General features: G+C 36.3%; 16 protein-coding genes. 2 read left to right on the top strand and 14 right to left on the bottom strand.

Annotated elements, in window-relative coordinates:
• Positions 1-21 precede the first annotated feature (21 nt).
• On the top strand, positions 22-897 hold the full coding sequence (folD, locus tag Q0983_RS15540; RefSeq protein WP_299555431.1) for a bifunctional methylenetetrahydrofolate dehydrogenase/methenyltetrahydrofolate cyclohydrolase FolD: 876 nt from the start codon (positions 22-24) through the stop codon (positions 895-897).
• A gap of 11 nt (positions 898-908) precedes the next feature.
• Here the strand turns inward: folD and Q0983_RS15545 are convergent, their stop codons facing one another.
• The 9 genes from Q0983_RS15545 to Q0983_RS15585 form a co-directional block, all read right to left on the bottom strand.
• Entirely contained in the window at positions 909-1,337 is a 429-nt protein-coding gene (locus tag Q0983_RS15545; RefSeq protein WP_299555433.1) for a VOC family protein, read from the bottom strand.
• Position 1,338: 1 nt separating this feature from the next.
• The gene (locus tag Q0983_RS15550) at positions 1,339-2,097 is read right to left on the bottom strand and encodes a pseudouridine synthase (protein ID WP_299555435.1); all 759 of its coding nucleotides are present in this window, start codon (positions 2,095-2,097) and stop codon (positions 1,339-1,341) included.
• 179 nt (positions 2,098-2,276) lie between these two features.
• The gene (locus Q0983_RS15555; protein WP_299555438.1) at positions 2,277-3,104 is read right to left on the bottom strand and encodes an alpha/beta hydrolase; all 828 of its coding nucleotides are present in this window, start codon (positions 3,102-3,104) and stop codon (positions 2,277-2,279) included.
• The gene (locus Q0983_RS15560) at positions 3,104-3,466 is read right to left on the bottom strand and encodes a cupin domain-containing protein (protein ID WP_299555441.1); all 363 of its coding nucleotides are present in this window, start codon (positions 3,464-3,466) and stop codon (positions 3,104-3,106) included. The genes Q0983_RS15555 and Q0983_RS15560 overlap by 1 nt, the downstream gene beginning before the upstream one ends.
• 4 nt (positions 3,467-3,470) lie before the next feature.
• Complete coding sequence (locus tag Q0983_RS15565) at positions 3,471-4,445, bottom strand: YitT family protein (protein ID WP_299555444.1); 975 nt, start codon at positions 4,443-4,445, stop codon at positions 3,471-3,473.
• A gap of 10 nt (positions 4,446-4,455) precedes the next feature.
• Positions 4,456-5,013 carry a hypothetical protein gene (locus tag Q0983_RS15570; RefSeq protein WP_299555447.1) on the bottom strand — a complete coding sequence of 186 codons (558 nt, stop codon included), beginning with the start codon at positions 5,011-5,013 and terminating at the stop codon, positions 4,456-4,458.
• A 37-nt stretch (positions 5,014-5,050) separates the two neighbouring features.
• A complete protein-coding gene (locus Q0983_RS15575) occupies positions 5,051-6,598 on the bottom strand; it encodes a helicase HerA-like domain-containing protein (RefSeq protein WP_299555450.1) in 1,548 nt (515 codons plus the stop codon).
• A gap of 74 nt (positions 6,599-6,672) precedes the next feature.
• Positions 6,673-7,272 (bottom strand): hypothetical protein, encoded by a 600-nt coding sequence (locus tag Q0983_RS15580; protein WP_299555453.1) that lies wholly within the window; start codon positions 7,270-7,272, stop codon positions 6,673-6,675.
• A 119-nt stretch (positions 7,273-7,391) separates the two neighbouring features.
• Complete coding sequence (locus Q0983_RS15585) at positions 7,392-8,153, bottom strand: hypothetical protein (RefSeq protein WP_299555456.1); 762 nt, start codon at positions 8,151-8,153, stop codon at positions 7,392-7,394.
• Positions 8,154-8,271: 118 nt separating this feature from the next.
• Here Q0983_RS15585 and Q0983_RS15590 point away from each other — a divergent pair, with 118 nt between their 5' ends.
• On the top strand, positions 8,272-8,901 hold the full coding sequence (locus tag Q0983_RS15590; RefSeq protein ID WP_299555606.1) for a 7-carboxy-7-deazaguanine synthase QueE: 630 nt from the start codon (positions 8,272-8,274) through the stop codon (positions 8,899-8,901).
• Between the two features lie 54 nt (positions 8,902-8,955).
• On the opposite strand, the gene Q0983_RS15595 is transcribed toward Q0983_RS15590, so the two are convergent.
• From Q0983_RS15595 to hxlA, 5 genes are all read right to left on the bottom strand, one after another.
• Positions 8,956-9,483, bottom strand: a complete 528-nt coding sequence (locus Q0983_RS15595; RefSeq protein ID WP_299555459.1) for a DUF2911 domain-containing protein — start codon at positions 9,481-9,483, stop codon at positions 8,956-8,958.
• A gap of 173 nt (positions 9,484-9,656) precedes the next feature.
• Positions 9,657-12,140 carry a hypothetical protein gene (locus Q0983_RS15600; protein ID WP_299555461.1) on the bottom strand — a complete coding sequence of 828 codons (2,484 nt, stop codon included), beginning with the start codon at positions 12,138-12,140 and terminating at the stop codon, positions 9,657-9,659.
• 163 nt (positions 12,141-12,303) lie between these two features.
• Positions 12,304-12,771 carry a VOC family protein gene (locus Q0983_RS15605; protein ID WP_299555464.1) on the bottom strand — a complete coding sequence of 156 codons (468 nt, stop codon included), beginning with the start codon at positions 12,769-12,771 and terminating at the stop codon, positions 12,304-12,306.
• A gap of 20 nt (positions 12,772-12,791) precedes the next feature.
• The gene (hxlB, locus tag Q0983_RS15610; protein ID WP_299555467.1) at positions 12,792-13,352 is read right to left on the bottom strand and encodes a 6-phospho-3-hexuloisomerase; all 561 of its coding nucleotides are present in this window, start codon (positions 13,350-13,352) and stop codon (positions 12,792-12,794) included.
• On the bottom strand, positions 13,342-13,980 hold the full coding sequence (gene hxlA / locus Q0983_RS15615; RefSeq protein ID WP_299555470.1) for a 3-hexulose-6-phosphate synthase: 639 nt from the start codon (positions 13,978-13,980) through the stop codon (positions 13,342-13,344). Before hxlA ends, hxlB begins: the two co-directional genes overlap by 11 nt.
• Between the last annotated feature and the right edge of the window lie 97 nt (positions 13,981-14,077).

The following is a 14,077-nucleotide window of genomic DNA, read 5'->3' on the forward strand; positions in this document are numbered from 1 at the left end:
GAGACTGTAAACTAATATAAAATGACAATTTTAGACGGTAGAAAAGTTAGTAACGACATTAAAGAAGAAATTGCCGAACATGTAAAAGCCATGGTTGCTAAAGGCGAAAAGGTACCGCATCTTGCAGCCGTTTTGGTAGGGAATGACGGTGCCAGTATGACCTACGTTAATGCTAAAGTGAAAGCTTGCGAAAAGATAGGTTTTAATTCTACCCTAATTGAATTACCGGAATATACTTCAGAGGAAGAATTGTTAGGGAAAATTCGTGAACTGAATACGAATGACGACATAGACGGGTTCATCGTGCAATTGCCTCTACCGGATCAAATTGATGAGCAAAAGGTATTAATGGCAGTTGATCCTGATAAAGATGTCGACGGATTTCATCCAACCAACGTTGGTAAAATGGCATTGGATTTACCAACCTTTTTGCCGGCTACGCCTTATGGTATCATGGAGTTACTGGAAAGATATCAGGTTGAAACGTCCGGTAAAAATGTAGTGGTTATGGGCAGAAGCCATATTGTTGGCCGTCCCATGAGTATTCTGATGAGCCAAAAGCGTAAAGCCGGAGATGCTACCGTTACCGTTGTTCACAGTCGTTCTAAAAACTTAAAGGAAATAACCCGGGAGGCCGATATTATAGTAGCGGCTATCGGAATTTCTGAGTTTTTAACAGGAGATATGGTGAAAGAAGATGTGGTTGTGATCGATGTTGGAATTACGCGGGTTCCGGATCAAACAAAGAAAAATGGATACAGGCTTGCCGGCGATGTGCATTTTGAAAGCGTAAGCAAAAAAGCCAGTTATATTACGCCTGTCCCGGGAGGCGTTGGTCCAATGACCATTGCCATGCTTCTGAAGAATACTCTTTTAGCCAGAGAAAGAAGATCTTAAATTGTCTTACATTATTTAGCGAATAGCTGATTTAGATCTTTGAAGGCTTTAAACTCTAGAGCATTGCCGGAAGGATCTTTAAAGAACATGGTAGCCTGTTCGCCAATCAAACCTTCAAACCGAATATAAGGTTCAATAATGAATTGTATGTTTTTGCTTTTTAACAGTTCTGCGAAAGCAAAAAAATCGTTCCAGGGAAGCACAACGCCAAAATGAGGCACCGGAACGTCTTTGCCGTCAACCGGATTCGTATGTAAGTCAGTATCGGATGCTTTGGGCTTGTAATGAATCACCAACTGATGTCCGAAGCAATTAAAATCAACCCAATGAGCACTACTTCTGCCTTCTTCAAAACCCAAAACATCTCTGTAAAACGCCCGGCAGTCCTCTAAATTATAAACAGGAATCGCTAAATGGAAAGGTGCTGTATTTTGAGTCATGCTATCGTCTTCGTTTTACGGTTCTAGGCACAAATTCTTTAGTTGAATCACTAATCAGTTTGCTCAACTCGGCAAATTCTTCTTTTGTAAGTTCTCTATAGTTTCCAACAGGTAAGTCCAATGTAATATTCATAATCCTTACCCGTTTAAGTGTTTTAACTTCATAATTCAAATGCGAACACATTCTTCGAATTTGCCGGTTCAGTCCCTGGGTAAGTATAATTTTGAATTTATTTGAATTCAATTTCCTTACAATACAGGGTTTTGTGGTCTGCTCTAATTCCTGCAAATAAATCCCTTTAGACATACGCTCAACAAATGTTTGCGAAATAGGTTTGTCTACTGTGACAACATATTCCTTTTCGTGGTTATTACTGGCTCTGAGAATTTTGTTTACAATATCGCCATCATCAGTCAGCAGTATTAAGCCTTCACTGGGTTTATCCAATCGGCCAATAGGGAAGATGCGTTTGTGGTAATTTATAAAATCAATAATATTATCCTTTTCAACGCGTGTATCTGTGGTGCAAACAATGCCAACGGGTTTGTTGAACGCTAAATAAACAAACGCCTTTTTGCTGTTTGAAATGAGCTTTCCGTCAACATGTACTTCATCATCAGGAGATAACTTAGTGCCCTTTTCCGGGATGTTTCCATTAACGGTTACCCTGCCGGCTTCAATCAGTTTATCTGCTTCTCTTCGGGAGCAATAGCCAACTTCGCTTAAATATTTATTGATGCGTTTTAAAGATTCATCCATGACTCAAAAGTACATGAATTTTTTCATTTGAAAATTCGAAAAAACCAAATGAAAAAAATGTATGGACTAACAAAGCGACGCCCTAAGGCGGTTGAAGGGTGGTTACTGAGGTGAAGTTAAATTTTGTAAATTTTTTGAATACAAAATTTAACTTTTTACCGAAGAAAAGTACAACAAATCTAGGCGTTAATAAAGTTGAGAATGTGCTTATAAACTTCTTCAGATTTCATACTGTGATCATAGCCTTCCGTAGTTATCAATTTGGCATTGGTATATTTTTTTTGAAATTTCAGGGCGTCTGAAAACGGAATAATAGCGTCTCCCTTATCATGAATGATAAGTCCTTTTGTAGCAAGGTCTTCAGAGAAATTTGCTGCTGAAAAATATTCAGGCAAATGATCATAATGCTTCAGGATATAGTGGTCTAAAGCCTTTGAAACCTTTTCGCTATAGCCCATCATTTTTTTGTAGTTTTTGAAAACACCTATAAAATCGGCCATCGCACCAATTAGGATTAATTTTTCAACGGATGCTATTGGATTTTTATAATGCGAAAAAATAGTGGACATACCTCCAACCGAATGTCCGATAATAATATTGACATGATGCTTTTGTGTAACAAGATTAATGCATTCCGAATATACAAGCGCATTAAAATACTTGCCAGTGGTACCGCCATGAGCCGGTGCATCCAGGGCAAGCACCGTATAATTTTCAGATCTTAGAATGTCTATCAGATCTTTCCATCTGTACGAGTTGCTTTCCCAGCCGTGGGCCAGTAAAACGGTTTCTTTGATCCCTTCCCATTTATAGGTTTTGATCAGTATACCATCATACGGGATCTGTTCTGTTGTGGCTGCATTCAGATACTCAATTTCTTCACCGGTCAGTTTGCCCTTTCGCGGTGTTGAAAACATATTTATGGCTTGTTTAGCAGCATATTCAGATGAAACCAATGCGGTAGCATTTACCAAGGCTCCAATAATGTTAGGAAGGTATTTGTTCATTATTCAACTTCTCTGTTTACCAAATCCATTGAAAAAGCAGGTGTGCAAATGGCGATGTATTCACAAGGTTCTGTAAAAGGATTGGCGTATTGAACCCTGGTATTCTTTTCAATTTTTATGGATTGACCGGCTTCTAGAATCACCGTTTCACCTTCAATGATGAACTGTTTTCTACCTTTGACGATGAACGTGTATTCATCAAATTCCGGGGTTTGGAATGGCTCACTCCAACCGGAAGGCGCTGTCATGTGAGCAATACTTATTTGAGAATTACCATCGGTAGCCAATCCAAAATGCTCTTTTATGGATTTGCCATCGGTTGTAGGTACTACAAAAGGATTATCCTGAATGTTATAGGCCATGATGTTACTCTTTAAAGGGTTTCCGTTTTATCATACCGCCTTTAATTTCTTTAACAAGCCCCATGATCAGGAATGCTTTTCGGTCAATTTTGTCAATTTCAGTCTTTATCCTTGGCAATTCCAAACGGGTGATAACAGTGTAGATTATATCTTTTTCATCACTTTCCCTTTCTTTTCCGTAGCCTCCTTTACCTGCATATATAGTACAGGCTCGTCCTAATTTTTGAGTAAGCATGATCCTTATCTCCTCGTGTTTTTTTGATATAATGGTTAGCCCTACATATTCTTCTACACCATCTACCACAAAGTCAACAGTTCTGGCAGCGGCCAAATAGGTTAAAATAGCATAAAGTGCCGTTTCTACGGATAGAATATAAGCTCCGAAAGAAAATATAATAATGTTTATGATCAATAACACATCACCTACTGTTACGGATAATTTTCTGCTTAAAAAGATGGCTAAAACTTCAGTGCCATCTATCACACTTCTTCCGCGCATTGACATGCCAATACCCAAACCAAGGAAAAAGCCTCCAAAAACAGCAATGAGTAATTTGTCTTCAGTAATTGTTGGATAGTCTATATAATGTACTACAAAAGCCAAAAAAGCAATAGCAGCAATACTACGAAGCGCAAACTTCAGGCTTATGGTTCTTGATGCCAGAATAATAAAGGGGGTATTAACTAAAATTAATAATACGCCTATTTCTAACGACGTTATGTTTTCTAACAACAGTGATATACCTGTGGCACCACCATCAATGAAACTATTAGGTAATAAAAAGCCTTTTAAACCAAAGCCTGCAGAAAAAACCCCCAGTATGATAAAGATATACTCACTGATAGCATGGGTCAGTTCAACCTGAAGTTGCCTGACCAAAGGCACAATTTTTTTCTTGCTGACATTCTTTTTAGGATGCTTTTTCTCGAGTTTCTTTCGAGCTATATCAAATATTATTTTGGTTAAAAAAGGATTCATTTATAATGTTTTAATCATTCCAAATTAAAAAGAAATATTTAATTTTAGCATGATCCGGAATATGGGTTTCTTCAAATTTCAGGTCCAGATCAAAGCGTAAATTTGCCGGTAGTTCCTTCTTGTCAATCACAAAACTGGCATTTAATTCTTTAACAGAAAGCACTACGGAGTTTATCAGGTTATCTATTTTAGAAATTTTATAAGCCGCAGTTATATCTTTAAATGTGCTTAAAGTTGAAATGCCTTTAGCTGTTTTATATTGTGGGTCAATAATCTGAATACTTTCAATGACCGATGTGGAATCCAAAGTCGTTTCAGGAGTTAAAATAAGACGCTTTTCACCGCCTTTTTTAAATATTTCGATGTTATTCACGCTTCCGGCAAACTCATCACCGCTAATATATTTTGATATGGAATCGTTACTGAAAATAGTTTTCAGGTCCTTAACTTGAGTGGAATCTGTTAACAATCCAATGTGATGTTTTGATATTTCAAAAGGGTCCTGTTCTTTTTTACAACCTGAAAAAACAACACCAAGTAACAGGAGGCTTAAAACGGTTTTATGCATTATATAAATATGATTTTTTAAATTATTATTATAGACTTTACTTCTTCATAACTTTCGTTAGAATACCAAACACACTTCTTATAAATGTGGCACTGGTAAGTACTTTTACCACCGGGTTCATTCTGGTACTTCTTCTCCGGGAGTAAGTACTTTTTGTTTTTCGTTTGGCTTCTGCCCTTTTCAAGGCTTCTTTTTCTTGTCTGGCTTTTTCTTTAGCTTCTTCGGCTTCGGCTTTTTCAATTTTTTCATTAAGTAATTCGTAAGCACTTTCCCTGTCTACTTCCTTATTGTATTTTTTTGAAAGCTTCGATTGAGAAAGTAAGGTGTTTAACTCGGCATCGGTTAAAATATCCATTCTGCTCATAGGCGCGCGCATCATGGTAGCTGCAAGTGGTGTAGGCCTGCCTTTTTCATCCAAAGCAGAAACCAGAGCCTCTCCAATACCCAAGGATGTTAACACCTCTGTAGTGTCATAATATTCGGAGTCCGGATAATTTTCAGCGGTCAGCTTAATAGCTTTTCGGTCTTTAGCGGTAAAGGCCCTTAAAGCATGTTGTACTTTTAAACCTAACTGGCCTAAAACTTCTTCAGGAACATCGGTTGGATTTTGAGTTACAAAATATAAACCCACCCCTTTACTTCTGATAAGCTTTACAATACTTTCAATTTGATTTAAAAGTGCTTTGGAGGCTTCATTGAAAATTAAATGCGCTTCATCTATGAACATGACGAGTTCCGGCCTGTCACTATCACCTTGCTCCGGAAATGTAGAATAGATTTCGGCTAACAGACTTAGCATAAAAGTTGAAAAAAGCTTTGGCCTATCCTGGATATCGGTAAGCCGGATAATGTTAATAAATCCGCGTCCATCGTCGTCTACGCGTAACAGGTCATCCACTTCAAAAGAGGTCTCGCCAAAAAACAGATCGGCGCCCTGTTGTTCCAGTTCAACAATTTTTCGCAAGATGGCACCGGTAGAAGCCGTAGAAATTCTGCCATAGGCTTCCATAAACTCTTTTTTGCCTTCCTGGGTGGCATATTGTAATATTTTTTTAAAATCTTTTAGATCGAGCAGGGGGAGTTTGTTATCATCACAATATTGGAAAATAACCGAAACAATACCGCTTTGTGTTTCCGTTAGATCTAAAATCCTGGATAGTAAAACCGGCCCAAATTCACTAATAGTGGCCCTGAGGCGAACCCCGTCTTGTTCTGATAATGTTAAAACTTCAACAGGAAACGATTTGGCTTCAAACGGCAGTCCTATTTTTTCGTGGCGTTCATCAATTTTAGGGTGCCCGGGACTGGGTTGTGCCAATCCGCTTAAATCCCCTTTTATATCCATCAATAATACCGGGATCCCTTTATCACTTAAATTTTCGGCTAAAACCTGTAATGATTTTGTTTTTCCCGTTCCGGTTGCACCGGCTATTAAACCATGACGGTTCATGGTCTTTAAAGGGATTTTTACATGAGCTCCGGTAACCGTTTCACCAGCTAACATAGCGGCTCCCATGGGGATAAAATCACCTTTGGTTTTATTGCCTTCCGTTATATAATTGAAGAAAGTTTCCTTAGTATCCATACACAGTAATTTTGCATAAAAATAAAGGAAATAAAAGGAAGAAAAAAATGGCTTTTACCAGATAAACCTATGGTTTATTCCCGCCATTTTATCCAAAGAATAACTGTGGCGTTAGAAACGGCAGAACCGGCAGCCTGTGCATGAACATTTATATAATCCCCGGCATTAAAATCGGCATTGTTGGTAGTAGAGATGTATTCGTTATTTACATGATTAAAGGTAAATGTCCCTGCCTGGTTTGTAGTACCGTTTCTAATTCTAACTTGAAATTGCTTACTGGCGTTTCCTCCGGAGGATCTCGAAGATACGGCTACAATAGTGCCGTCAAAAGGCATCATAGCGCCGCTATTATTGTTTTGCATGTTTCCTCCGTAATGAAGTCGTTGATTATCAGCATTTCCATTTCGGCCGTATTGTATAGCAATAGTTTCTAAACTTAACCATTTGGCTCTGGTAGCATCGTACATGAATAATTTGTCCCCAATCAATGAGATTTGACCGGTTACGGTACCTGTTGGAGTTGTTTGGGCATTTAATTCCAGGGCAGGAATACCTGTGGCGGTAGTTTCAATTTCAAGTTCTGCAGTTGGGTTGGTGGTACCAATGCCTACCTGAGAAAATCCAATACCATGCACGCATAGTAATAGTATGAGGAAACAAGGGAGTTTTTCCATCTTAGAGAAAGTGAGAGAGCAATTTACTTTTAATTAATCCTGAAGCGAAAATAGGAATTTTCAAGAAAATATCAAAATTCTTACAAATTAGGATTTAGCTGTTGCCTGATTATATAGAACTATTCATATGAATAGCCTACAATGTCTAATTCTGTGAAATTTATTACAGAACCGCCGGGTGTTGTGCCTCCGTTAGGAACGACCAGCCTTATTTCGTCCGCATAGATATTGGGTATGGAAACGGTATTGTCTCCGGTAGAAGAGGAGCTAATTGCCGGGCTTGAATAAACCAAATTTCCACAACTATATAACCTGATAACAACATTTTCTATCCTGTTGGTGCAGCATTCGTTTCTCCCGTCCAGAATGACCTGTGATATGAAATATTGGCCCGGAAAGGAAATACCAAATCCCCAATCTCCTGCAGGCGAACCAACTCTGCTCATATGAAAAGTGTTTCCACCGGTATTATTTACATCGTCAAATAAGCTATTATAATGACCATAGCTATTGGATGCATTATAGGCGGTAAAAGTAACACTACCCACGCCTATTTCATCTTTAACCAGTCTTGAATAGGTCTTGGTCCCGCCGGAAAAACTAACTCTTTGCCATACAGAGCCGTTGAATATATATAAACCGGCAGGTAAATTACAATTGTTGGTTGATAAACTGTATACCATTAAACCCTCTGTTGGAGCAGGAATGGTTGAAATATCATTAACACTTGTTAGACTAACCCTTGGGGGTAATAACCCCCGATCTGATGATTCCACATGTAAAATGGAAGAAGATTCCGGGTTCGTAGTGCCGATCCCTATTTGAGCCGAGCTGTAATAACCATAACAAAGTAGCATTACTAAACATGCTATTTTTTTCATTCTTAAGTTAAGTATTGTAATGTGGTAATTTACTACGTTAGGGATCAGTAAAAGTATAAAAACCGAATTGAAATTCAAAATCGAAAAAACAGTTGGGATTATGTATCTTTGCAAACTTATGAATGATGTGCTAAAAAAACTGGTTGACAAGGGAGAAATGCTTCCCCTGATGGAAGAGTTCTATACTATTCAGGGAGAAGGGTATTATAAAGGAACAGCTGCCTATTTCATTCGCATTGGCGGTTGTGACGTTGGCTGTCATTGGTGTGATGTCAAGGAGAGTTGGAATGCCGATTTGCACCCGCCCACAGAGACTGCAAAAATTGTGGAGAACGCCAGAAAATATAGCGATACCATAGTTGTAACGGGTGGTGAACCATTAACCTGGGATATGACGGTCTTAACAACCCAACTGAAAGAAGCCGGTTTAAAAACCCATATTGAGACCTCCGGGGCTTATAAGCTTACAGGACAATGGGATTGGATTTGTTTGTCGCCAAAAAAGATCAAAAAGCCTACTGAGGCTATTTATAAAGTTGCTGATGAATTAAAGATCATAGTTTATAATAAAGACGATTTAAGATTTGCAGAAGAGCAGGCGTCGAAAGTGAATAAAGACTGTATATTATATCTGCAACCGGAATGGAGTAAGCGTGATAAAGTGATTCCGTTTATTGTAGATTATGTGATGGAAAACCCCAAGTGGAAAGTGTCTTTACAAACACATAAGTATTTGAATATTCCGTAAATAAAAAGCCTTGAGACATCAAGGCTTTTTATTGCTTTATAATTGAGTAAAAAATTATTTTGAAAAAGGAACGGTAACCCTGGTGGTTCCCCATCCTAAGTGCATGTTGCCCTGGGTAAAAGCAATTGAAAAGGCTTCAAGGGAATCTCCGGAACTAACAGGAGCAGAAACTCTAATAACATCATTGGCCTTATTATATGAATAAGCCCCCCAGACATTGATATCTTTACTGATAATAATAGTCCATTCTTTGTCTCCGGGAATGGTGAAAAGAGAATATTCCCCTGCACTAACGGATTTTCCTCCAATTTTCATGTCGTTGTATAACGTAATGGAGGCCGCTTCATTGGCACCGGTTCTCCAAACTTTCCCGTTAGGAGCTAAACTGCTTAGGGATCTTCCTTTTAACTGAGGTCTGCTATAAATAACTTTTGCAATAGCCGGGGCATTTCTTGAAGTTTTGTAAATAGCCGCATCCATGGGGCTTTTGTCTAAGCCGCCAAACTTTTGTGCGTTAATATCTGTTGATAAAAGTAAAACGAATACAAAAGCAAAGGCGCTTAGGATTGATGATTTTTTCATAATTGACATTTTTATGTTTAATGCTTAAAGTTAGGCTACAATGGTCTTAAAGTTTTTATAAAACTTACACGATAATGTTAAAGTTTAAGATTATTGAAAAATGTAATTTCTAGAATTATTAGTGAAATTTTAGTTTTTTATTTGGTTTATACGCATGTTGTATGCTGGCTTTTCTATTGTTCAACTTTTAAATTCGGATTACCATATAAATGCATTGCACACCAAGCAGCAGGGGTAGGATATTTAGCATAAACCTTTTTATTTGCTTTAAAAAGCGCAATATCAATTGAATCTCCGTTATTAAATGAACTTAAAAATTCGGGTAGCCAAATTTCTGGAACATTTATGTGTAATCCCCAAAATGGAGCTATTATAGCTTTATACCCTTTTTCAATATATGTTTTTACTAAAGATGTAATGTTGTTTTTAAATAGTTCTGATTTGTATGAACCCGAATGGCAGATTAAGAAAATTAAAACTTCTCCTTCGCCAATTACTTTGTTAAGATTTATTAGTGGTCTTTCAGAAGGATATATAATTTGTTTTTCCGCAATATCTTTTGCTCCATGAGAACAAATAATGTTTATATCAGATGTTATAGAGGAATCCTTTTCCAATTTAGTATTAATATCAAAATTATTTTCGGTTAAATTATTTTCGATTTTGGCATATAATTGGTTTAAGGTAAAATCTCCTTCTTCCTTTGGTATCCATATAGATTTCGAATAATTTTTATTTATTGATGTTGATTTGTCAACTGATAAATACCATTCTGTAGATAGGATATTTGTAATAGGCTTACTTAAGTGCAGAAATTCTCCATTTTGATTGAGAAACAAATTATGCGGAAAATCTGCTAGTTCCATATCTTTTATAAGATAAATGGAATCCGTATCATCATCAATATTTAGCTTGCTAAATGAAAGTTCATCATTTATTTTTTTTGCTTGCTCAAAATGTTCCTCTTCGTAAACATTTCGAACTCCACCTTTATCTTTAACAGTATCATCGAATGAAAAATTCGAAAAATATTCTCCGTTAGTGAGGCTTTTAAATTTTGACCAATCCCATTGGGTTAACTCAAAATATTGAAAGGACTTATTTCTGAAAGCTAATTGAAATACTTTTCCCTCTGTTATTGCAAGCCAAAATGTCGATTGAAATTCATTTTTAGATATCTCACTTTCGATTTTATCTCTCTCGCTATATATCTTGTTGAATTTTTTTAATTCAGTTGTAGGAACCTTAAAAGGAGCAAACTCGAATGATTCTTTAGATTTAAAAATTAGACTAAAATCCGACTTAATCATCATAGCCAACAAAATCGCTTCTGAATCTTTTTTTGCGAAACTATCTTCAATTATTCTATTCGCAATTTTAAGTGACATATCATTATCATAAACGATATCTGATTTATTCCTTGTTTCATTTAATTTAATTAATGATTTTTTTAATTGCTCTTTTAAAGATGAGGAATTACCATCGATAATATTTTTATAGTTACTAATAGACTCTTTTGGTACAATTTGCTCGAAAATGTTTAAATAATAACCTAGACCAGTAAGACTGAAATTTGCATTCGGGAAAATTCTTCTAACATTATACAATGTAATTAACCAAGGTAAAGATTCGTGAACTCCACCCGAGAATATATTCTCTCTTTCTTTGTTTAGATAATCTAATAATAAATCAGGTAACTTTTCTTTCTCCATTGGTATAAGACTTGTGAAGTAAGAATGGTCTATTGACCGCCTATGATAACCAGAAAATTCTAGTGTTTTAGGTATGCTTTTATAAATTTTTACAGCGTAAGGGTATAAGCCAGTATTTCTAAAATATTTTATTGACTGCCATATTAATTCTTGTAGATATTTATCCGAAACTCCTTGCTCGTTTTTTAATACAAGGTGCATACTTATATTAGCATAAAGAAGAGATGTTTGAGCACTACCTTGCGCTGAATAACATCTGAAAGCATTAAAAAAACCAAATTGTGGATAATCATCATTAAAACTAGAAATTATAATTTCTTCAGAAACATCTCTAGCCGCTTGATAAAATTCAGAAGAATTAAGTCTATCAATAAATATTCCGATTATAAAATAAAAGAGTTCGGGATTGTTTAATCTAACAAGTAAATGCCTTAAAATAGGCAACTGTAACATTATATTATCACTTTGTTCTTCTTTCCAGTCTATCTCTTTGGCACTCTCTTGTATTATACTAATTTGTAAAGAGATTATTTCTTTTATTTCTAGCTCTGCTAAGTCGTTGGGAGGAAATTCAAAATCAGATATTCTTAATTGATTATTTATTTTAAGGCTTTTTTCTAATAAATTTAAAAATTTACTATTCGATTCATCTGTAATTTCAGCTTTAGTTACAGACTGGTCTAACTTGTAAACATTACTTTGGCTGGTCAATTTTTCAAATAAATCGAAAAAGATAAATAAAGAATAAGAAATGGACTTTCTATCGTTATCTTCTAAAGTGGATAGAATTAATGGGGAGAATTTTCGGTAGGTTTCGAAATCGGTTGCTAATATTTCAAGTATTTCAAAATAATGTATTGTAATTTCTTTTTCAAACACATTATTGTTCTGTAGATTTTTAGATGTTAATTTTGAATGAAAATCTTCAAATACTTGTTTGTTCATATTTTTTGTTGGAGTTTTTCAGCTTGCATACAACGGGCTAGTATATGAAAAGTAGGCGATTTCGAAGCTCCAAACTTTCGGTTAAGCACATAGTCTGTTACGAGCCAAAAACCTTGAAATTAGTACTGTTTCGCCTATTTTTTATATACACTGTTACCTGCTGTTATTTTATTATCAATCCTTTATTATTTTTATTCGGTTCAATCAAGTCCCACATATTTTCATATAAGTCCTCAAATACTGCGACAGTTCCATAGTCAAACTCAGTTGGCGGTCTTACAAAACTTATTTTTCTTTCTGTCATTTTGTTATAGTCTCTCCAAAAATCATCTGTGAATAGAAAAAATCCAACTCGTCCTCCTGTCTGATTTCCAATACTTTTGGATTGCCGTTCATTAGCGGCTTTGGCAAGTAACAAGCAACATTCTTTCGCTCCTGGCGGTGCAACCATTACCCATCTTTTCTTTTCATCTATTCTTGTGTCTTCAAGAAGTGTGAAATCTAATTTTTTAGTATAAAATTCAATTGCGTCATCATAATCTTTTACAACTAATGCAATATGTGCTATCCTTTGGTACATTTTTTCTCGTTCGTTCTGATTGCAGGTAACGATTGTTACCTGCTTTATCACGTCATATTATGAAAAACAACCTATTCAAGATTTGCATGACGATTGTTCATGGCACCTTCTGTTTGCTGAAGTTTATTCATAAGCTGAATAATCATTAAATCAAATAGCAACCCAATTGTATACTCAAAAAGAGATCCCATGATAAGCGCAGAGGATTTTTTTCCTTGATTGTCAGATTTGAAATTACTTGCCGGGATATAAACTGTATTATGAGATAAGTTCGTAATCGGTGACTGAGCGTTGCCTGTTATAAAAGCTAAATCAGCATTATTTGATAGTGCTGATTTGGCATATCCATTGAGCGATTCTGTTCTTCCGGAACCTGAACCTATGATGAGCAAATCAGATTGTTGGATACCCGGAGTCGTCACATCATCAACCACAAAAACCTTTAGGCCTAAATGCATAAGTCTCATGGCAAAAGCTTTCATTTGAAGACCTGTTCGGCCTTTCCCGGCCACAAATATCCGATTAGCTTTTATTATTGAAGTTTCTAATTCTTCAATTTGGGTTACATCTATTTGATGCAAGGTGTTGGAAAGTTCATTAAGTATATTGTCTATTAATTGCTCAACCTGCATAATTCGTTAATTTTTCTTTAATCTGCTTGGCGTGTTCAACATAATCATTTTTACCCGTTATTGCATTCCCGACAATAACGATATCAGGTTGATATTTGAGGGCCGAATCCAATTTGGCGTTATTGATACCGCCAGCTATTGCAAGCTTGCTCAATGGAAGATTCTGCCTTAGTAATTTGAGTTCCTGATAGGGGCTATCCTTAGAGGATTGTTGATCATAAGCTGTGTGGACACATAAAATGTCACATCCCATATGAATAAACTTTTGACCGGATTCCACTGGATTGGTGACACACATCATATCGATCATGATTTGTTTCCCCCAATTATTAGCACTTTGAACAGCACCCTCCACAGTTGTATCATTTGTTACACCCAAGACAGTCACAATATCAGCTCCGGCTTCAAATGCAATATCCGCCTCTTCTTTACCCGCATCCATAATTTTTAAATCGGCTAAAAGAGTTAGATGGGGGTATTTCAATCGAACTTGACGAACAGCGTTCATTCCTTCACGAATAATCATCGGAGTTCCAATCTCTATAATATCAATAAAAGAATGAACCTCCTTCAGGATTCTGAAAGCATTATTTAGATCATTATCAAGCGCAAGTTGAAGTTTCGTCATAAATTATTGCAGGTAACGGTTACGTATATGAAAAGTTGCGTGTTTGTATGCGACGATTTGCCGAAGGAAAATCGGAAGCTAGCAAACGAGCAACTAA

The organism is Seonamhaeicola sp., from assembly GCF_028281565.1.
Taxonomy (GTDB): domain Bacteria; phylum Bacteroidota; class Bacteroidia; order Flavobacteriales; family Flavobacteriaceae; genus Seonamhaeicola.